The 20,249-nt window shown below is 40.6% G+C and carries 18 protein-coding genes; 8 read left to right on the forward strand and 10 right to left on the reverse strand.

Features of this window, described 5'->3' with window-relative positions; translation table 11 throughout:
* Window positions 1-12: 12 nt before the first annotated feature.
* Entirely contained in the window at window positions 13-1,791 is a 1,779-nt protein-coding gene (locus tag BM386_RS10685) for an arylsulfatase (protein ID WP_091693651.1), read from the forward strand.
* Window positions 1,792-1,895: 104 nt separating this feature from the next.
* Here the strand turns inward: BM386_RS10685 and BM386_RS10690 are convergent, their stop codons facing one another.
* From BM386_RS10690 to BM386_RS10710, 5 genes are all read right to left on the reverse strand, one after another.
* Complete coding sequence (locus tag BM386_RS10690) at window positions 1,896-2,795, reverse strand: energy transducer TonB (RefSeq protein WP_091693655.1); 900 nt, start codon at window positions 2,793-2,795, stop codon at window positions 1,896-1,898.
* Window positions 2,796-2,948: 153 nt separating this feature from the next.
* Window positions 2,949-5,309, reverse strand: a complete 2,361-nt coding sequence (locus tag BM386_RS10695; protein WP_091693658.1) for an ABC transporter permease — start codon at window positions 5,307-5,309, stop codon at window positions 2,949-2,951.
* 177 nt (window positions 5,310-5,486) lie between these two features.
* On the reverse strand, window positions 5,487-7,913 hold the full coding sequence (locus BM386_RS10700; protein WP_091693660.1) for an ABC transporter permease: 2,427 nt from the start codon (window positions 7,911-7,913) through the stop codon (window positions 5,487-5,489).
* Between the two features lie 194 nt (window positions 7,914-8,107).
* Window positions 8,108-10,510: an ABC transporter permease gene (locus tag BM386_RS10705; RefSeq protein ID WP_091693662.1), complete on the reverse strand. Its 2,403-nt coding sequence runs from the start codon at window positions 10,508-10,510 to the stop codon at window positions 8,108-8,110.
* Window positions 10,511-10,904: 394 nt separating this feature from the next.
* Window positions 10,905-11,480, reverse strand: a complete 576-nt coding sequence (locus BM386_RS10710) for a hypothetical protein (RefSeq protein WP_091693665.1) — start codon at window positions 11,478-11,480, stop codon at window positions 10,905-10,907.
* Between the two features lie 406 nt (window positions 11,481-11,886).
* On the opposite strand from BM386_RS10710, the gene BM386_RS10715 reads away from it, so the two are divergent.
* From BM386_RS10715 to BM386_RS23635, 7 genes are all read left to right on the forward strand, one after another.
* On the forward strand, window positions 11,887-13,050 hold the full coding sequence (locus BM386_RS10715; protein ID WP_091693668.1) for an FG-GAP-like repeat-containing protein: 1,164 nt from the start codon (window positions 11,887-11,889) through the stop codon (window positions 13,048-13,050).
* Between the two features lie 135 nt (window positions 13,051-13,185).
* Entirely contained in the window at window positions 13,186-13,341 is a 156-nt protein-coding gene (locus BM386_RS23795) for a hypothetical protein (RefSeq protein ID WP_211482901.1), read from the forward strand.
* Entirely contained in the window at window positions 13,334-14,281 is a 948-nt protein-coding gene (locus BM386_RS10720; RefSeq protein WP_091693671.1) for a hypothetical protein, read from the forward strand. The genes BM386_RS23795 and BM386_RS10720 overlap by 8 nt, the downstream gene beginning before the upstream one ends.
* Before the next feature lie 220 nt (window positions 14,282-14,501).
* Window positions 14,502-15,197 (forward strand): hypothetical protein, encoded by a 696-nt coding sequence (locus BM386_RS10725; RefSeq protein ID WP_139235885.1) that lies wholly within the window; start codon window positions 14,502-14,504, stop codon window positions 15,195-15,197.
* A 117-nt stretch (window positions 15,198-15,314) separates the two neighbouring features.
* Window positions 15,315-15,935, forward strand: a complete 621-nt coding sequence (locus BM386_RS10730; protein WP_091693676.1) for a hypothetical protein — start codon at window positions 15,315-15,317, stop codon at window positions 15,933-15,935.
* 209 nt (window positions 15,936-16,144) lie between these two features.
* Complete coding sequence (locus BM386_RS10735; protein ID WP_091693680.1) at window positions 16,145-16,624, forward strand: hypothetical protein; 480 nt, start codon at window positions 16,145-16,147, stop codon at window positions 16,622-16,624.
* A gap of 11 nt (window positions 16,625-16,635) precedes the next feature.
* Window positions 16,636-16,779 (forward strand): hypothetical protein, encoded by a 144-nt coding sequence (locus BM386_RS23635; protein WP_170857080.1) that lies wholly within the window; start codon window positions 16,636-16,638, stop codon window positions 16,777-16,779.
* A gap of 151 nt (window positions 16,780-16,930) precedes the next feature.
* On the opposite strand, the gene BM386_RS10740 is transcribed toward BM386_RS23635, so the two are convergent.
* Genes BM386_RS10740 through BM386_RS10760 form a run of 5 tightly spaced genes read right to left on the reverse strand, consistent with a single transcriptional unit; the run spans window position 16,931 to window position 20,131 of the window.
* Complete coding sequence (locus tag BM386_RS10740; protein ID WP_091693685.1) at window positions 16,931-17,227, reverse strand: hypothetical protein; 297 nt, start codon at window positions 17,225-17,227, stop codon at window positions 16,931-16,933.
* Window positions 17,220-17,552 carry a hypothetical protein gene (locus BM386_RS10745; RefSeq protein WP_091693688.1) on the reverse strand — a complete coding sequence of 111 codons (333 nt, stop codon included), beginning with the start codon at window positions 17,550-17,552 and terminating at the stop codon, window positions 17,220-17,222. Before BM386_RS10745 ends, BM386_RS10740 begins: the two co-directional genes overlap by 8 nt.
* An 11-nt stretch (window positions 17,553-17,563) precedes the next feature.
* On the reverse strand, window positions 17,564-18,583 hold the full coding sequence (locus BM386_RS10750) for a HEPN domain-containing protein (protein WP_091693691.1): 1,020 nt from the start codon (window positions 18,581-18,583) through the stop codon (window positions 17,564-17,566).
* Entirely contained in the window at window positions 18,580-18,930 is a 351-nt protein-coding gene (locus BM386_RS10755) for a hypothetical protein (protein WP_139235886.1), read from the reverse strand. Before BM386_RS10755 ends, BM386_RS10750 begins: the two co-directional genes overlap by 4 nt.
* A 7-nt stretch (window positions 18,931-18,937) precedes the next feature.
* The gene (locus BM386_RS10760) at window positions 18,938-20,131 is read right to left on the reverse strand and encodes a hypothetical protein (protein WP_091693696.1); all 1,194 of its coding nucleotides are present in this window, start codon (window positions 20,129-20,131) and stop codon (window positions 18,938-18,940) included.
* Window positions 20,132-20,249: the final 118 nt, after the last annotated feature.

Raw genomic sequence — 20,249 nt, forward strand, 5'->3', positions numbered from 1 at the left:
CTTTTTCAAATCATGTTTCCAAACCCAAAAAGCATATTCTACTTAATAATTGGAATTGGACTACTACTTTTTCAAGCCTGTACACCGGAACATACAATGACTACCAAACCCAACATCGTACTCATCGTATCTGACGATCAGGGCTGGGGAGATTTAGGAATCAATGGCAATCCATATGTACATACGCCTAACATTGATAGGCTCGCAACTAATGGTGTTCAATTCAGCAGGTTCTATGTGAATCCAGTTTGTTCGCCTACCCGAGCTGAGATCTTGACGGGTAGATATCATCCTCGTGGCGGTGTATATTCCACCTCCAGAGGTGGTGAGCGATTGGATTTAGATGAAAAGACTATTGCGGAGATCTTTCAATCTAGCGGGTATAAAACAGCTGCTTTCGGAAAATGGCACAACGGTTCCCAACCTCCTTATCATCCCAACAATAGAGGGTTTGAAGAATACTACGGTTTTGCTTCGGGTCATTGGGGCAATTACTTCAGCCCTATGCTAGAGCACAACGGTGAGGTAACCCAAGGCAACGGCTTTATTATCGATGACTTCACAGACCATGCGATAGAGTATATCGAGAAAAATACTGATCAACCCTTCTTTGTTTACTTGGCCTACAATACACCTCATAGTCCTATGCAGGTTCCTGATGTCTGGTGGGACAAATACAAGGATGCAGCTATAGATACTACTCATCGCTATGCCGATAAAGAAAAGATGGATAAAACACGAGCTGCTTATGCTTTATGTGAAAACCTGGATTGGAATGTAGGTAGAGTCGTTGACAAACTCGATAGTCTGAAGCTTTTGGAAAACACCATAGTGATCTATATATCTGACAATGGTCCAAATGGTTGGAGATGGAATGAAGGACTGAAAGGCATCAAAGGAAGCACTGATGAAGGTGGGGTTCGCTCTCCTTTCATTATGTTTTGGAAGGAAACATTGAAACCTCAGATCATCTCTCAACTAGCAAGTACAATTGATATTTTACCTTCGCTGATGGACTTGGCTGGCATTACAAATCCTTACGAAAAGCCACTGGACGGTGTGAGTTTAAAACCTCTACTTACCCAATCTGAAGAAGCATGGACGGATCGGATTGTTTATAGTCATTGGAATGGCAGAGTCAGTGTCCGTAACCAAAACTATATCCTAGATTCCGAAAATCAGTTGTATGACTTAAGTTCAGATCCCGGACAACTTCAACCCGTTGCCCAGCCTTCAGGAGCTGTTTTTTCTGAATTAACCAAAGCGAAAGATGAGTGGATCAATTCGGTATTATCAGAGCTAGATCGGGATCGAGAGGAAATATTCCCTGTGGGATATAATGACAGCAAATACACCCTCCTTCCAGCCAGAGATGGTATTCCACACGGTGGAATCGAGCGGTCCAGCATCCACCCCAACTCATCCTTTTTCACCAATTGGACTTCTACTTCCGATAGCATCACCTGGGATACAGACATTCTAACTTCCGGCAAGTACAAAGCGACAGTTTATTACACTGCTAAGCCTTCTGCCGTAGGATCTATGCTGCAATTGAAACAGGGAACCAATGAAGTAAGTGCTACCATCAAAGAAGCGCATGATACAGACTACATAAACGTGGAATATGATCGTTCCCCTCGGGATGAGTCTTTTGAGAAGGATTATATGCCAATGGAAATTGGAACTATTCAATTGGACAAAGGACATCATCCTATTACGATGAAGGCATTGGAAATAAAGGGACCCAAATTTATTGAAGTTCGCTTGTTGGTTTTGGAGCGCTTAGACTAAACCCGAAACCAAACATCCGAAATCCGAAATCATTTCTCATTCAGACTTCAAACTCTAATTCCTATTGCAATCCTAATGGTTTAAAAACCACTTCTGAGGCACCTTTAAAACCTAAAAGGAACTTTAAGATTCGTTGCTATTGGCTGATTGTCGTCAACTTGAGCAGGGATAAACTTTGGCATGGAACTCATCACCCGTATGGCTTCTGCTTCAAGTGCTTCTCCGTTTGGAACTGTCTCCAATACCGTGACCTCACTCACTTCCCCAGTTTCTCCGATCCGTACATTTAAAACTATTCTACCCTTGGCTGCCGATTGGGGAGCTTTGAGATTTTCTCTGATATGCTGTGAAATTTTAGAGTTAGTGCATTTTTCAATCTCCTGCGAAGTGCCAAACTCCTCACATCCGAAGGCTATAAAACTTCGTTCATTGGGCTTTTGGTTAGGCTTGATGTAGGAAAAAGGGGTTCCATTCACATTTAGCCCAATCATTCCTACACCTCTTTTGTAAAACAAATTATAGACTGTTTCTTCCCGTTCTGAACTTTCCGTTTTCACTTCCAAAAGACCTGAAAATTGGCAAAATGGTGTCGAATAAGAGCTTGTTAAACCTACAACCTCATAGCTCCATACCTGATCACTGCTTTTCCACCTTGTGCCAATTTCCGGATTAGAAGGCAACTCCATGGATTGCTTGTTTTTCTCCTGATTTAAACTGAAAACAGCCTCATTCTCCGCACGCCAATACTTAGTTTTCACATCTCCATTTGAATAGGATTGAGTTTCAACTAGAAAATACTTTCCTTCAAACTCCACACTATCCCCATTAAAAGTCGAAACATAGGAATTGTTTCCATAGGTAAGATTTTTCTTCAACCCTACCTCCACGGGCCAATAAGAACCAGAAGCATTCTCAAAGCAGTTGTCACCCTGTCCAAAAGCACGAACCATGGAAAGGAGAAAAACTGTATTAAATAGTAGGCACTTAATTGCTTTGATTCGCATAGGTAGGGAAATTGAAGCCTTAAAAATACATCTATTTGTGTATTCAAAATAAACTAAGTATAACTCCCTTTCGAAATACTAGCGACATATGCATTCGGAGTTTTCAGTCCGAATCCCAAATCGTATATCCGAAATCCCAAATCACAAATCAAATCACTCACTCTTCAGCGTTTCTGCAGGATTTACTAAGGCAGCCTTGATTGCTTGAGAGCTCACTGTCAGTAAAGCAATGGCAAGCGTCAACCCACCAGTCCACACGAATACAGCCCAGTTTATGCTCGTCCTGTAGGCAAATGTCTCCAGCCAGTCACTCATAAAATACCATGTCGCTGGAATGCCGATGATCACAGAGATAAGTACAAGTTTGGTAAATTCTGAAGAAATTAACCCTACCACACTGGTTACAGAAGCTCCCATAACTTTTCGTACTGAAATCTCCTTTTTCCTTCGCTCCGCAATGAAGGTAGCTAGACCAAACAAGCCCATGCAGGAAATCAGCACAGCTAATCCTGTGAAAATTGAAGTAAGCTTGGCCGTGCGCTTTTGTGAGCTAAACTTCCGTGCATGCTCCTCATCTACAAACTTGTAGTCAAACGGGGAGTCAGGATTAAATTTATTGAAAACGGTTTCCACACTTGCCAGTGATTTGATATAATCCCCGCCTTCTGCAAACCGAATGTGAATAAAGTTCAGGTTACGCTCAGGTCCTATCACTACGATGGGTCTTACCTCCTCAAAAGGTGAAGCCATGATAAAATCCTTCACTACACCCACAATGGTAAATTCATAGGAATCATCCTTGATCACCTGGCCTATAGGATCATCAAAACCCATAATTTCAACTGTCTTTTCATTTACGATAGCCGAAAGACTATCACTGGCGTAGGTGTAAACATCGATATCCCTACCAGCAACCAACTCCATTCCTGCAGTTTTCACCAAGTTGGCGTCCTGACCCATTCTGCTGATATTTGGCTTATACTCCGGATCTTTTCCCTGCCAACTCATCGCATCTGTATCACTGTAGATGTCTGTCATCGGGGAAAATGTATAGCTCACCTCAGCAACTTCAGGGAGTGCCAGCAGTTCATTACGCAGTGCAACTTTATTCTTTCTCATACTCTCGGTGACCTCATGAAAAATCAGATTATCCTTATCTATCCCCAGGTCTCTGTTTTGGACAAAGGTCATCTGATCTTGTACGATCCATACGCTAGAGATCAAGGTGACCACCACGGCAAATTGGAATACAACTAAGACTTCGCGTGGCTTGATTCCAAAACTTCTAGTTACATTCATTTTGGACTTAAATACCACCGTAGGTTTGAAGGAACTCAATAAAAATGCGGGATAACTTCCAGCCAAAATCCCAGTAACAAAGACATAAATCACCGAAATCAACCAAAAGAATGGTTGGGTAAATGGACTTTCCAATTCCTGTCCTACCAAATCTCTGAACCATGAAAAAGACAATGACACAATAATAATTGCTACCAAATAGGCAGACAATGCGATCAAAATATATTCTGCCAAAAATTGTCCAATCAGCATTCCTTTTCCAGCACCGGAGATTTTTCGAATTCCGACCTCCTTGGCTCGCTTATCACTTTGGGCAGTGCTCAGATTCACAAAATTGATGGCTGCAATCAACAAAACGATGATAGAAATTATTCCAAACATGCGGATCAGTTCGATTTTACCACCTACAGATTTTCCATTCTCAAACTTTGCATATAAGTGCAGATCACTCATTGGAAACAAGAAATCCGAGACATCTTCCATCTCTGAATTCTTGGCAGTGAAATCAGTAAACTTTTGATTAAATGTGGCGAGGTCAGCCCCCTCGGTTAGCATGGTAAAGGTTCGGTAGGAGTTATTCCCCCAGTAATCATCCGCCCAGCCCATTGCCTCCAACTTCTTAAAAGGCAAAAAAGCTGTAAAGGGAAAATCTGTGTTAGTCGGCAAATCTTTAATCACAGCCTTCACTTCAAACTCCAATTGCTGAGCGACAGTAACTGATTTACCCATAGCCGAAGACTCTCCAAAAAGCTTCTTTGCTACAGATTCTGTCAAAACAATATTTCCAGGCTCTGTCAATGCAGCAGCAGGATCACCTTGCAGCACCTCAAAGCTGAAAATCTTGAAAAACCCTGGATCTGTAAAAGTTGCTTCTTCGTAAAAGTTATTATCTCCCACTGTAAGCAACTGCTGGTCCCATTCCGTAATCCTAGCTACCTCTTCTACTTCAGGAAACTGCTCTATTATAGCCGGAGCGTAAGGTGCAGGCGTATAATCCCAAGTGAAAATTTCTCCTTGCATTTCGGCACTCCTCCAGTTGGCATAGATCCGATCAGTGTTATCATAAAATCGATCGACAGAAAGCTCAAACTGCACCCACATCAGGATCAAGATGGAAGCTGCCATCCCAACTCCCAATCCTGTGACATTTATAAAAGCATATCCCTTACTTCTACTGATATTTCTCCAGGCGATTTTTAGGTAGTTTTTCCACATGATTATCTATACTTTTTGATTCTTACTTATCCTTTAACTTCAATATTCATCATTCTATGTTCGTCATTCATCATTATTCGACATTGCAAGGAACAGCCTGCACCATGAGTCGGCGAAGCAATTCCTTTATTAATCACATACAGATTGCTTTACTCCTTCGTCATTCGCAATGACGTGCTATTCGCTCTTCAGCGACTTCACCGGATTGGCCCGGATACTCTTATAAGTTTGGAAGAATATCGTCCCTAAAGCAAGTCCAAAACAAGCCAGTATCGCCGCTCCAATCACCCAAAGCTCTATTCCAGTTTTAAAGGCAAATTCCTCTAACCACTTATTCATAAACACCATCGCTAGTGGCACTGCAATCAGCATGGATATCAAGATTAATTTTAGGTAAGAAAGAGAAAGCATCAGGAATATTTCAGCCATAGTCGCTCCAAATACTTTTCTGATACCGATCTCTTTGTAGCGCCGCTCTGTCGTATAAGCAGTCAGTCCAAAGAGCCCTAGACAGGCAATCAAAATTGAAATCCCTGTCAAGACCTGAAGTAGATTTGCCATCTTCAATTCGGATCGGTAAACCCTGTTGAAATCCTCATCTAAGAAGCTGTAATTCATAGGAACTCTAGGCTCAAACTTCTTCCAGGCTGATTCCAATTCAGCGACTCCCGCAGTGATATTTCCACCTTGGACTTTTACAGTGATATAATCCCGTAGGTAATAATCATGCATGTATTCGATCACAAGCGGCTTGATCTCATTTCGGAAGGATTCAAAATTAAAGTCCTCCACTAAACCAATTACCTCCAGCGTAGCTTCATCGTTTTCCCCTTGGTTTTTCATCACCAACTGCCCGATGGGATCATCCAAAATCCCAAGTTGTCTAGCTGCAGTTTGATTGATGATGATCTTGTTCTTGTCTGCTCCCTCGGTTTCTGCGAAATTCCTTCCATCGACTAACTTAAATTGATACGTGTCCAGATAGGAAGCATCGGCCTCATACCAGTTCATGCCCTGTTCCAAATCATTGGTTGGGATATTGAAAGAGCGCATCTGGAACTGCCCGGACATAGGAATTCCAGTGGAAAAACTGAGATTTTGCACATTCGAACTGGAGACAAAATTTCCTTTGAAATCCTCCCGCTGGGAGTTTTGAATCTCTCCGTCATTATGGATGATCACCAGCTGATCCCGCTCAAATCCCGGATCAGAGTTTTGGATAAAACTCATCTGTCGCTGCACCAGCAGGGTGCAAATGATCAGAGTAAGTGAAGTAGCAAACTGAAATACCACCAATCCATGTCTAAGGCTATTGCTGTTTTTCCCAAAAGACAATTGCCGCTTGATAATCTGAAGCGGCTTAAAGGAGGAAAGATAAAAAGCAGGATAAAAGCCGGAAAGAACCGTCAGGATAATAACCAGAGATGGGACCATCCAAAGGATCATAGGATTCTTCCAGAGCTCAAACTGAAGTTCCTTGCCAGTCAATTGATTGAATAGACCATTGCAAAGTGTCACCAGCACGGTTGAAATTATGACACTAATCAGTACCAGAATCAATGCCTCAGTAAGAAATTGGTAAATCAACTGGGACTTTTGTGAACCCATTACTTTGCGCACACCTACTTCCATGGAGCGAAGTCCAGCTTTGGCAGTTGCCAGATTCATAAAATTGATACAGGCCAACAGCAGCACAAATGCCGCCACAAAGGAGAAAATGTAAATGTAACTTTGGTAACCGTTCGCCTCATGCTCCCGAAGCAAATGAGAATTCAGGTGAATGTCCTGCACGGGCATGACTTTCAGATTATAATCCGAATTTTCGTCTCCACCTTCCAGCATAGGAATAGCGTAGTCCGCTACAATTTGGTCCAGTTTTCCCGCAACTACTCCCTGCTTTTCCGGAGGGAATTTCGCGTAGGTATAAAGTATCGCCCAAGACCAACTTTCCATGTCAAAAATCTCCGCATTCATCCCCGGCTCATACACCAGCATATCGAAATGAAAATGCGTCTGAGAAGGAAGATTCTCCACCACAGCCGCTATTTGCTTGGGATCTGGATTGTTACTCCCCATCATCACGGTCTTTCCTACCATCTCAAAAGGTGAGACATCTCCAAAGTATTTATGCCCCAATGCCTCGGTAATCACAACATTTCTGGAGTCAGCAAGAGCCGTTTCTTTATTGCCTGCAAGTACATTCAGGTCAAATACTTCAAAGAAGCTTGGCTCAGCATAAAAGATATTTTCTTCCCGGAATACCTGATCCTTATTTTGTCCAGAGCCCGGCTGTATGGTGAAATCATTCCATTTCAATAGCCGGGTGACTGCCTCCACCTCTGGAATATCCGATTGGATTCTCGGACCGAGGGATGGTGGTGCAGTGGCGTAACTTGCAGTACTATAATCTCCCCAGTGAGAAGTTATTCTAAAAACTGACTCCGACTCTGGATAGAAGCGATCGTAATTCACCTCATCCTGAATAAAGAGCATGATCATCAAAAAACCGGAAATACCCATAGTCAGTCCGACTACATTGAGTAATGTGTAAAGTCTGTTTTTCTTCAAGACTCTCCAGCCGATTTTAAGGTAGTTTTTCCACATGGTTTTCTATATTATTTGATTCTTACTAATTCTTTAACTTCACTATTCATCATTCGATATTCTACATTCATCATTCGGTTTACCCGTCATCGGTAGTGAGGAACGAGCAAAGCAATCTATTTTTCCTATGTTTTAAAAAGGATTGCTTCGCCCCTACCTCATCTCAAATCATAAATCCCAAATCCGACATCGTCTCACTCGCTCTTAAGCGTCTCAGCTGGATTTGCCCAGGCTGCTTTCCAAGCTTGGAAACCTACCGTAACTAGTGCTATAACTAGCGTTAAAAGACCTGCTAAGGAGAAAGTCCAGATGGAAAGACCAGCTTTATAAGGGAAGTCTGCCAGCCAGGAATTCATCGCATAATACGCTAGAGGAAATGCGAAAATCATTGCGAAGAAAACCAAAACAATAAAATCCTTACTGATCAAATTGATTAGGCTTTCTGTGCTTGCTCCCAGCACTTTGCGGATACCAATCTCCTTGGTTCGCTGCTGCACTGCATAAGCGGCCAGACCAAATAATCCCAAACATGAAATCATAATTGCCAAAATCCCTGCAATGGAAAAGGCCAAACTCAACTGAGCTTCCTGCTCATATTGGGCAGCAAACTTTTCATCCATAAAGGAATAGGTAAATGGATTTCCAGGGAAAATGGATTCATAAGTCTCTTGGGTAGCGGAAATAGCTTCTTTAACCTGAGCAGGATCCACAACTAAGGTAAAGAATCCGTCAGCTTGGGCAGCCAGGAAAATCATGGGCTTGATTGTCTCACGCAAAGACATATGGTGATAATCTGCGGTCACACCAACTACTTCAAAAGGCCTACCCCAGAGGATGTTTTGACCGATGGCAGCTGCAGGATTCTCAAATCCAAGTTGCGCAGCTGCTGACTCATTCAGCATTACTTTATTTATTACATTCCATCCCTGAACTGCCTCACTGGAAGTGAAGTTTCTACCAGCCAAAATCTCGATTTCATAGATGGGGATAAACTGCTCATCGATGATAAACATAGAATAATTGTACTCCTTATCCTCCGGCCTTGCTACTAAAGGGGTAATTCCAGAAGTGGAAAAATTGTAGCCCTGACCGGGTAAACTATTTGAACCAGCAATTCCCTTTACAACTATTTGAGATGCTAGAGATTGCTTGAAGGCATCCATTTTAGAAGAACGGTTCTCCCCTACGTCATTTGGACCTGCTACCACCAGTTTCTGAGCTACATTCATTCCTAAGCTTTGAGACTGCATAAAGGAAAGTTGGTCGCGAATAACCAAGGTGCAAATGATGATTCCTATAGAAATCACAAACTGAAAAACGACAAGTGACTTCCGAAGTAACTGACTATCTGGCTTGAATTTTACTTGTGATTTAGTATCAAATTTTCCGGAAATCACCACCACATAGAATCCGGAGATCAACGTACATACTCCGATCACCATACTGACTATTAGAATGGTTTGGGGTTCTTTTAAACTTTCAAACCAGATTTCCTTCCCAAAAATAGCTGAAGCATAAGGAGCCAAAATATGCAAACCGACTATAGAAACCAGCAAAGAGGTAAGCAGCAGTACCAAGGTTTCTGTCATAAACTGATTCGCCAATTGCCAAGAATGTGCTCCCAACACTTTTCTCATCTTAATCTCCTTGATCCTGGTCAGAATATTGGCGGAGGAAAGATTAAGGTAATTCACATAAGCTATAGCCAAAATCAAAATCGCAATGGCTAGAAATACCAGCACAGCACCCATCTCAGCGGAAGTAGGAAGTGGATCTGAAATAGAATTGCCCAAATGTAGGCTAGGTAGGTCTTGAAGTACGATAGTTGTTTCCTCTGAATTCGGAGTTTGTCGGATGAAACTGGTCAATTGCTCGGCTAGGTCTTCACTATCCACTCCTGCTTTAGTCATTACAAAAAGATTAACAAACCCAGAATCAAATCCATTAGGGTCTGCCCAGTCATTTCCAGAGCGATTGGCAGGATTTTCCAACGTATTTATGGAAAGGAAAATATCACCTGTGATATCTGAACGGAAAGGAATAGACTCAAGAACTCCGGTGACTGTGAACTCCTGCTTCCCGAATTGATTACTGAGTAGAAAGCTTTTTCCTATAGGATCAGAATTGCTAAAGAACTTATCGGCCATGTCTTCTGTGATCACGGCTGTATTGGTAGCCGCTAAGTCTGCTGTCCCACGTGCAATAGGAAAAGAAAAAGTCTCAAAAAAATCATCCTCTACAAAGTTGATCCCATCTTCTCTGAAAACCAGATCAGTTTCAGGAATTGCCACCAGCCCGCCAGCGATACCTTCTACAAATCTACCTGCGGAGGCTATATCCGAAAAGTTGGTTTCAAGCACACCAGCATAGCCTGGAGGCAGGAAAGTCTCAAAGGTGTCCTCTCCTTCACTGACCACTATGCGATATATCCTATCCTTGTTTGCATGGAAATCATTGTAGCTCCATTCTGTAGCTACGTATGCAAAAAGTCCTAAGAATGCCACTAAACCTAGGACAAGCCCAAGCAAATTGACCATGGTAAATAACCGCCGCTTGACAAGGCTTCGGAATGCGATTTTAAGGTAATTTTTCCACATGGCTTGATTGCTGAAAGATTTGATCAACCGCCGCCGTGGTTTGTGTCTTCACAAACCACAAATGTGGGTCATTGAAGATTCAAATCTAAGGCGAAGGTATTGCCACGCTACTATGTAGTTCGCAATGACGCTACATACATTTCCACTTCTGTGCCAGTCAAAAAGGCCAAAATCAGCACATTAGGGCTAAAAAATCAAAAATCTCAAGTTATCCACCGAACGTTTTTGTCCGCTTGCGGTCAAAGCTCCTTATGGATAAAGCAAGTAGTTCAATCGCATTTTCTTATAGGCAGAAAGCTCAGGTTCCCAACCCCGACCGTGGTCTGTGTCCCACAGACCACTTCTATTTCATTCCGGTCTGTGAGCTGACCGAGGACGAGTATATCACCAAAAATCAGCCACCCAACCTCCTTACCACCACTGCATCAATTATCTCAAATAGCTGTTTGGGGTGACGGGTTCGCCAACTCACATCGTTTAGCTTTCCTCCCATGACCAGGTATCGGTCTATACCAAACCTACTCATTTCAGACAAGACATGATCCTGCAAATTTAGCATAACTATCCAGCCGTCTTCTAATTCATCCTGCCATTCCTCGTAATAGTCATCAGCCTCCAGATCACCGTGGAAGTTGAGCACATTCTCACAGATCAGAATGTATTTGTTAATGCCCTCTGAGATCATCAACTCAATTATATTCCGCTTCAAGGTCATAATATCATTGTTCAGCAGGTCATTCCACTCACCTATCAGTTCAATCACAGCAAATCCTTGGTGATAGTCGGCATAGATTACTTTCAGAAAAAGCGTCTCACTTTCCATACTATCCCACTGCGGGTGAATCAGAAAATTGTAGATGGCATCCGTAAAGTGAATCTCACTGTTCTCATATTCAAAAAACGGAGAAAGAGGATCCTCCGCAGCGATGTAAAGATGTCTCCAGTTAAAGTAAGGCTCAAGCGTATGCATGGTAGGTAAACAGATCTGACTAAGGCAAAGTTGCAGTGGATCATCCCATTTTCAACTTCCTTTATGGCTCAATCTATGCTAAACGAGATTATGTAACTACGTCATTGCGAGCTTGTCTACCGATTGGCAGAGAGGCTGTAAGCGGACGTGGCATTCCAGTAAAGTTTAGTGCTTCCTGTGACGGGATTGCTTCACTCCTTCGTCATTCGCAATGACGTTTCCAAAAACCTCATTCGAAAGCGTCATTGCGAGGAGGCCCAAAAGGCCGACGTGGCAATCCAGTGAAGATTAGCACTTCCAATATAGAGATTGCCACGCCTGGCTCCTCGTCTCGCAATGACCTTTCCTGGCGAGCAAACTTCCGCTCAATTTTACTAACTTTATAATAAACCAAAATTTTTAATCGATGAACCTCCTTATCCTCCCATGGCTTGCACTTTTATTTTCACAAGACAGCCCAAACTTCGAATCCCAACTCATTGACGACAATGTCTCCATAGGCTATGGTGTGGTCGTAGGAGATGTGGATGGAGACGGAAAGCCGGATTTGATTTTGGCAGACAAAAAACAATTCGTCTGGTACCGAAACGGGGATTGGACGCGCTTTGTATTGGCAGAAAACCTGACCGAGCGGGATAATGTATGCATAGCAGCGCGGGATATTGACGGCGATGGCAAGGTGGAGATAGCCGTCGGAGCGCAGTGGAACCCGGGAGAAACCAGCGATGAAGCAGAGTCAGGATCTGTGCATTATCTGATTCGGCCAGCTGATCCTACCCAACTTTGGACAGCAGTGCAACTTCCGCACGAGCCAACGGTGCATCGCATGTACTGGGTGAAAACTGGGAGCGACACCTATCAACTCATCGTACTTCCACTTCATGGACGGGGAAATAAAGCAGGCGAAGGTGCGGGGGTGAAGGTAATTGGCTATGAGAAACCTGCAAACCCAAACGATAACTGGAAAACCAACCTCATCGATGAATCCATGCATCTGACACATAACATGATCTCCAAAGACCTAAGCGTGGGTGAAGGAGAGACGATTTTTATAGGAGGAAAAGAAGGAGTAAAAAGCTTTTCAATTCAGGATAACATCTGGTTTGCCGGACCTACACAGGAATCCCCTCCGGGACATGAATCCTTTGGTGAATTGGCTCTTGCAGCAATTCCCGGCCGAGGAATGCTGCTGGCTGGCGTAGAACCCATGCATGGCAATCAGGTGACAGCATACGCAGCAACCCAGGAATCTACCCAGCTACAGCGGATCGTCTTAGATGAAAGTTTGAAAGAAGGTCATGGGATTGTGACGGGGGATTTCTTGGGAAACGGCACCCTGCAAATCGTGGCTGGATGGCGTACGCCAAATGAAGCGGGAGATATTGGAATCAAACTATACAAACCAGTAAACGAGGACTACACCGAATTCAAAGCCCACTGGATCGATCACAACGGCATGGCAACCGAAAGTCTAACTGCAGCTGACCTCAATGGGGATGGAAAATTGGACATCATCGCCGCTGGCCGATCTACAAATAATCTGAAGATTTACTGGAATAGAAGGGAGTAAGGTGGTGATCATTGTTTAAGTATGAATCTTTTAATGCTATAAGATGGCCTAAAAGCATTAGGAATTAAAAAAACTGCTTTTCGTTTTCGAGGTAAATAATATCTTTAAGAATCAATTTTTACCAATTACCCACAGATGCCTCTTTTTTATACATCAATTGCTGAAAAATCTTTCAGATGCCGGTTCGAAATCACCCGCATCGATGCAGAAATCGACGCGTTGGTATATGAGTTATATGGCTTGACTGATGAGGAGATTAGAATTTTGGAAGGGAGGGTGAAGGATGAGTGAAAATTTTCCAAAAATTGAAGAAATTCGAAAAGGAATAAACGAATTATTATTAATAAAAAATTGGGACCGATTCAAGATTAACGAAGATCCTGAAAAATATTTAAAGGAATTAGACAAATTTTTATTATCTAAGCTCGGTTTTTTTCCACGTTTTATAAATAAGTTTAATTTTAGTGATTTCCCTTTTAAATTTTATAGGTTGAGGAAATTTGATAGAAATATGAATACGAATTTAATTTCAGAATATTCATATCCTCCTGTTGAATATGTGAAATCTATTCAAAGGGCAAATCTCCCAAATTATCCAGTATTCTATTGTACTAACTCTCCAGGTACTGCAATAATTGAAACAATTAAAAATGGAGAAGGAGTCAATTTTGAAAAAGATGTATTTTTTCTTTCTGAGTGGCAGATAAATTCTAATGCAGAATTAAACGTTACTCCATTTTTTTTTGAATCTATAGAAAAGGGAAGTATTTTTAATTTCTGGCAAAATGAGAATAAGAGGAAGTTAAAAAAAATGTTGACTAATTTCTCTAAAGACCAGATAGACTCATATTTGGAAGTCTTAGTTTATTTATCAAATTTATTTGTTTTTGAAAATACATATCCAATTACAAGCTTTATCGCACATGAACATATCTATGCAAAGGATAAATTTAGCTCTGATATGTTCGTTTATCCAAGCTTTCAATCAAAAATGAAAACTGTAAATTATGCAATTCATCCGAATGTGGTAATTGAGCATATGAAATTAAAATCTGTATATAATATAAGAGTAAATTCTATAGATTTTGAAAAAGAATTGATTTCTTATTCTTTAATTAAAACTGGGGATAATTTAAATGGAAAATTATTATGGAAAAGTATCGATCCTAAAGATTTAAAAATGTTGGAAAAGCTTAAATCTGTATTTGGAGATGATATTAAACTTGAATAAATATATAAGTTCATGTGTTTAGATTTTCCGCTAAGCCTAGATTGTATCTTCACTTCATTAAACCAAAAAACTAATAATAACATGTATATCTCAGAACCTAAATCAATTTCGTCAACCCGCCAAAAAATGGCTCAAAGACCAAAAAGGCCGAACCCTGGATTTTCAGAATATTCTGCATTATCAGAAGATCATTAAGGCATTGGTAGAGACTGTGAGGGTGATGAAAGAGATTGATGGTTGGGTTAATGAAAGGGGGTGTAAAGTGACAAGTAATAAACAATCTATATTAAAAATAATAATGAGGCATTATTTCTATAAAATTGTTCCAAAAAGTTGGGAGATAAAATATATAATTAGAAATAATGAAAAATCAATAAAAATATTAAGAGAAGAAGCAAATAATTTGATTAAAGCAATTAATCAACTTAAAAAAATATATGGTAAAAATGAAGAAACTGAAGAACTTGCAAGTATATTTGCATTTTTAAACCTCTCTATGATTGACATAATACTTTTATTTAATTCATATTTAAAATCAAACTCAGTTGATGAAAAGCACTTAATTTGTAGAACTGCGGCGTTACACATGTACGAATTTCTTGAAGATGGAAGCAAAATATTTGGAACAGGGCTAAAAAAACTTTCCACAATACTTAAAGCAAGTGATTTAGATGCTGATATTTTAGAAATTAGAAAATTATTTTTTTCTCTAAGAAAGAAAAATATAGACACACTAAAAGTTATCAGAAATAATGTATCTGGTCATAAAGAAAGAAATGTCAGAAAACAAATTACTGTAAGTGAATCTATCGATATAAATAAATTCGATTTATTTTTTTTCGAGTTTTTATTTATACTATTTCCATACGCTAAATTAAAGAAAAAATTAAAGCCTCATATAGGAGAAAAATCTTGACTAGGACTAAATATAGTTTGAAAATCAATTTTCCTAAATCATCGATTTGGCAATTACTTTTTTAAAACTTAACACATTTATCTAATTACCATCTTTTAAACCCACACAAAATTAATTATGCCAGCTTGTACCCAATGCGGTGAGTACACCAAATTCAATGGAGGACTTTGTCTTTCTTGTTTCAATCAGAAAAAGGAAAGCCCAGAGGTTTTAGTAGAAGAAGAACTGGAGATTCCACCCAAGTCTGGTCTTGCTGAAGACCAAAGAAAGTATCGCTACAATATGATCAAGGGGAGGATAGCTGAGACGCTGATTCAAGAGTTGTTTTTAAGTCTAAATTATAACGTGTTCCGTTTTGCCATGGAAAATACCATTCCGGGAATTATGGAATTATTGAAGGGTGTTCGATCTGATGTTGCCCATGAAATTCGTCGGATGCCGGACTTTGTGATGCAAAATCCGACTAGCAAGGAAGTTTATTTTATGGAAGTTAAGTTCCGGGCAAGTGGTGAATTCAAAATGAAAGATTTGCCAAAAAACTATCCTTATACCAATGCATACATCATTCTAGTTTCCAAGAAGCATATCAAATGCATTACAGTGCCGGAATTATTGGAAGGAAAAGAAATCACTCCTGAATCACGCAATTATTTGGGTTCTCGAAAGGAGTTTGATCTGGATAAAGAGGTAATCATTGAATTCTGCAAGTTCGCTACTCAGTTTTTTGAAAGTGTATAATTCTCTGAGACTGGGTATAATTTTAACTAAACCCTACTATTCTAAACAATTTATAATTGGTAACCTTCCCCCTCTAGGTGTAGTCAGATCATCATCGGTACTGGGTGTAGTTTGTAACTACACCCTCCTATTCTTACCAATTTATAATGGGTAAATAACCTCACCCAAATTTTCTAAACCTTTTCTCAGCATTCCAAGTAAAAACTATTATGAAGATTTTAGTAATCCTATTTTTCGCAATGTTGAGTTCTGGATTGTTTGCACAATCGGTGATCGTAAATCCTGATGGAACTCACTCGGTGGTTGTTGATCATGGCGTTCATAAAATAATTGTCAATCCAGATGGAACTCACTCAGTGCTTATTGATCATGGCGTTCATAAAGTAATAGTCAATCCTAACGGCACCCACTCCGTGGCAGTGGGCTTGGGCAGCAGCAATATCCTGGTAAATCCCGATGGCACTCACTCCCAGCTTATCGGGGATGGAAACTCGAAAATCATTGTAAATCCAAACGGAACCCATTCCATCCTATTCTCACAGGATGATTCCCAGCAAGTGCTTGCAAATCCAAATTCAGGACACCAACCCTTATTCTTTACAAAACGTGGAACCAAAACAATCATCCTTCCAGATGGCTCGGTTCTTCATTTCAAGAAGGTGAAGCAAAAGAGGAAGCATAAAATTTAATGTGTAACATAATGGGGTTAACGAAAATCGGCCATGCCTACGGCATTTTGAAAACGATTGAATTGACATTTTACCACCAGCAATTGATGGTTCGACTTCGCTCACCAACCATGGCTGGCTATAATATGAAGCATGCCTACGGCATTATATACTAGTCCCATAGGGACGATTCATATTATTGCCAGAGGTTTCAACCTCTGGATTTCTGAATTGCAATATGCTCTGGCTAAGTCCCAGAGGGACGGACGATATTTGTTCTCTAACTCTTTTAAAAAGGAATTCCGGGGAAAAAGGCAATTTGCCGGACTAATACCCTTTCAGTTTCTTCAGTTCCAAATAGCATCCCTTCGCTAAAGGGCGCAGATTTTCACGACTATAAGTCATTTCAAAATCCTTACATTTCTCCAGGTTGTCCCAATAAACTGTAAAGAAACCATCAATTAAATCTTCACCTTTGAATCCCATCAGATCAGCAATACAATAAGAAAGCTCTAATGAATGAAAACTTTCCTCATTAAACCCAATAGCCTCCAATCCATAGATCAATTGCATATGTCTCAGATCCTGCAGAATCAATTCTTCTATCAACAAATCCTTATTCATCCTTCCCTCCTTTTAATTCTTTGGCGATCTCGACAATTACTTGATAACATTCCTTAGCCAGCGGACGGAGTTCCTCTCCTAAGTGGGTGATGGGATATTCTTCGCCATGTCCCATAAACTGAAAATAAACTTCAGAAAGCCTGTCTAGCCCATCAGATTTAGATACTCCGACTAGTTCTGTAATCAGGTCATAAATACCCAAGAAATGATCATCTGAGTGCAAGTCCACATTTCTTAACCCAATAATGAGTTGATTATGCTTCATATCAGCCATAATCAGCTCCTCGATCAATTTTTCAAAAGGAATAGTCAATTCTGTTTTCATGGTTCTGATGTTTATAGTGGTTGAAAAAAATGTTCATAATGCTTATTACACAAGCTCCGAACCTGTGCTATCCGAGAGGAAAGTGTTCTGGATAATTTTTCCTCTACCGGAAATTCTGTTCTGTAACGAACCTTGCAATAGGCATCCTCCAACAGCTGAAGAAGCTGGACTTCTTCCTCAGTATTTTGAGGAAACACCGAAGACAGCTCTGGAATAAACTGATAACATTCTCTAAGCAGCACACGGGTTTCATGGCTTTTTAGCTCCCGCTTTTCCCACACCAGAATAAGTGCTCTCAGTCGGAGTTCAAGCGCTTGATGGAGAAAAAACAGGGAGGATTCCCAATTCAAATTGTCCTGCTCCTGAAGGGCATGTTTCCAAAATAAGTCCGCTTTCTCCCAATTTTTCTCAAGGTTTGGCTTAAGATTAAGCATCCTTTCCTCTAGCCTTTCATGAGGTATCTCTTTCAAATCAGGCACGCCTTGCTTTCTATAAATCAGGTGAAGATGCCGGATGTGATATTGGAAAAACAGATGACCTTTGCCAAGCACACTAGTAAGATGATTCCGGTTGATGGAATGAATAGCGAATTCCTGTTTTCCCGAAGACAAAAAACTAAACAAACCAATGGTGTTATGATGCTCTTCCAAGTCTTGATTTTTGATTACCACATAGATCTCCCGGCGATGTGAAACATCCAGATGCCCCAGATTTGGCAGATCAAACAGAAAGATCATTTCGGGATCCACCAGAATCTTCAAGGCTTCGATCAATTGCATAAAATAAGTTTCTATAGTGCGGATCTCTTCGGGAAAAGGCTCTGGTTCGATAACTGGTTCAGGGGCATATACTGCCTCCAAAAGCATCTTCAGGTCTTCATAGAAGTCAAGCATTTCCTTTCTACCTGAAGCGGAATTCTCTGTTTCTTGGTCTATGACCCAGGTTTTGAACAGCTTCCAGAGAAGATCATTCACTCGCTCTTTATTCTGAGGATCAGCAAAAAGTTCGGGTGTGTTAGACAGCGATTTCATCGCTCCATACGGTTGTATCCTCCTGCTTCCCCATACTTAATACTGGGGTTTTCCTCCAACTCCCTTACCCGACTTACCAAACCCTTATAGCAGCTAATTGCCAAGGGCTTTAACAAGTCGCCATAATAGGAAAAAGGCAAGAACTTCACCTCTTTCATATACTCCATATACCTGTCTCCAATATCGAAATAATCAATCTCCTCACTTTTGCCCCAGACTTTTAAGATCAATTCCAGCATTTCAAAGCGGCAAAAATCCAACTCTCTTATGGGTCTGATTTTCAGAGAAATTTGAAAAAACCTCAAATCTTGCATGATCAATTCTATAATTAATTCTTCAGTTTTCATGGCTATACTATTTTGATTGAACGGGCTCTTTTGACTCATTTTCCGGATTCAACTTGATCAAAATCAGGTTGCAGGCCTCCACCACTTTGATGAGTTCGTTTATCTTTTTTTGAGTCCTGCTTGAAAAGTGAGACTCCAGAGAACCAAAATGATCCATGCATTCCAACAGGCATTTGTCTAGAAATTCATTCCATGTTCTCGCGTCATCCTCCTTAAAAAAACTCCACAAAAAATAAATGGGACTCTCCACTTCATTCGCATCGAGATATAGAGGAAATTGCTTTGGAAAATCAGCATGGTATATTTCCATATTGGCTCCTTCTCTAGTAGCCTCTTCAATTCCCGCATAAGAGAAAGACTCTGCCTGAGCGTCGGTATGATACTTAGACAAAACTTCAGCATGGGTAACGATCTTTTTTAGGTATCCGATGTACCTGATAAAATCGCTGGGATTTTTCCCATGCCATACAGGCTGAGAATCGTAATATCCAGATCGAATGGTCTCCAATAACTCCCTCCAGAACTGAATATCATAAAAGTCGAATTTGGTTTTTATACTTAAATAACTCCTGTTCCAGATTTCACCCCAATTTTTCCCCAACCATTTCCTTAGAGATTCTTTCGAATACTCTAAGTTCCGGATCGCTAACAAATGACAAGATTCCAGTATCCGATATAGAATAGTAATCTCTGGCGGATTATAAAACTCGGGGACGAAAGCCATGAAATCATAATTTTCTATTGTCTGTTCTGACTCACATATTGAAGACCACTGTCGGACCAGTTCCAACCATCGATCAAAAGGTCTTTCTACATAGATATCATAAAGTGTAAGAACAGGATTGACCATTTCCTCTTGAGATAGGAAAACCGGCAAGGCCGAATAGTTATATTTCACTTTTTCATCGGCACCTAGAGGCAAAATATTCTTGAGTTTAACTTTCTCAACTTTATAAAAATCAAAATGCTCCTCCGAGAGCTTCATTCCCGCAGCCAGCATCTTCTCCAATTCACGCAGGATACGCTTATGGGCTTTGGGCTTATTGCCCATATAGGTTTTCTTGGTGCGGTACAGGCCATTTTCAAAGGTTCTCAGTTCTGACCGCCAGCCTTGCAGATCCATCACTTCTGTAAAAAGCCGTGTGATCTCTCCCAAGGGATCACGATAAGCTTCTAAACCTAAAATATCATATGGTTCCATGTTGCTTTGTTTAAGTGTAACAATGATGGCACTTTGCCATGCGACTCAACAAATCTTGTAAGTCCTTGATAGGTAATCTATTCTGAGAAAGGATAGCTTATTCTTTATATGGGATAAT

The sequence above is a fragment of the Algoriphagus locisalis genome, assembly GCF_900116615.1.
Lineage (GTDB): Bacteria > Bacteroidota > Bacteroidia > Cytophagales > Cyclobacteriaceae > Algoriphagus > Algoriphagus locisalis.

What these genes read in the sequence shown, in the direction of transcription:
- BM386_RS10685 (WP_091693651.1), top strand. Translation starts at nt 13, where the DNA reads ATGTTTCCAAACCCAAAAAGCATATTCTACTTAATAATTGGAATTGGA.
- BM386_RS10735 (WP_091693680.1), top strand. Translation starts at nt 16,145, where the DNA reads ATGAAGATTTTAGTAATCCTATTTTTCGCAATGTTGAGTTCTGGATTG.
- BM386_RS10695 (WP_091693658.1), bottom strand. Translation starts at nt 5,309, where the DNA reads ATGTGGAAAAACTACCTAAAAATCGCCTGGAGAAATATCAGTAGAAGT.
- BM386_RS10760 (WP_091693696.1), bottom strand. Translation starts at nt 20,131, where the DNA reads ATGGAACCATATGATATTTTAGGTTTAGAAGCTTATCGTGATCCCTTG.
- BM386_RS23795 (WP_211482901.1), top strand. Translation starts at nt 13,186, where the DNA reads ATGCCTCTTTTTTATACATCAATTGCTGAAAAATCTTTCAGATGCCGG.
- BM386_RS10700 (WP_091693660.1), bottom strand. Translation starts at nt 7,913, where the DNA reads ATGTGGAAAAACTACCTTAAAATCGGCTGGAGAGTCTTGAAGAAAAAC.
- BM386_RS10725 (WP_139235885.1), top strand. Translation starts at nt 14,502, where the DNA reads ATGAAAGAGATTGATGGTTGGGTTAATGAAAGGGGGTGTAAAGTGACA.
- BM386_RS10740 (WP_091693685.1), bottom strand. Translation starts at nt 17,227, where the DNA reads ATGAATAAGGATTTGTTGATAGAAGAATTGATTCTGCAGGATCTGAGA.
- BM386_RS10745 (WP_091693688.1), bottom strand. Translation starts at nt 17,552, where the DNA reads ATGAAAACAGAATTGACTATTCCTTTTGAAAAATTGATCGAGGAGCTG.
- BM386_RS10755 (WP_139235886.1), bottom strand. Translation starts at nt 18,930, where the DNA reads ATGAAAACTGAAGAATTAATTATAGAATTGATCATGCAAGATTTGAGG.
- BM386_RS23635 (WP_170857080.1), top strand. Translation starts at nt 16,636, where the DNA reads ATGGGGTTAACGAAAATCGGCCATGCCTACGGCATTTTGAAAACGATT.
- BM386_RS10710 (WP_091693665.1), bottom strand. Translation starts at nt 11,480, where the DNA reads ATGCATACGCTTGAGCCTTACTTTAACTGGAGACATCTTTACATCGCT.
- BM386_RS10730 (WP_091693676.1), top strand. Translation starts at nt 15,315, where the DNA reads ATGCCAGCTTGTACCCAATGCGGTGAGTACACCAAATTCAATGGAGGA.
- BM386_RS10690 (WP_091693655.1), bottom strand. Translation starts at nt 2,795, where the DNA reads ATGCGAATCAAAGCAATTAAGTGCCTACTATTTAATACAGTTTTTCTC.
- BM386_RS10720 (WP_091693671.1), top strand. Translation starts at nt 13,334, where the DNA reads ATGAGTGAAAATTTTCCAAAAATTGAAGAAATTCGAAAAGGAATAAAC.
- BM386_RS10715 (WP_091693668.1), top strand. Translation starts at nt 11,887, where the DNA reads ATGAACCTCCTTATCCTCCCATGGCTTGCACTTTTATTTTCACAAGAC.
- BM386_RS10750 (WP_091693691.1), bottom strand. Translation starts at nt 18,583, where the DNA reads ATGAAATCGCTGTCTAACACACCCGAACTTTTTGCTGATCCTCAGAAT.
- BM386_RS10705 (WP_091693662.1), bottom strand. Translation starts at nt 10,510, where the DNA reads ATGTGGAAAAATTACCTTAAAATCGCATTCCGAAGCCTTGTCAAGCGG.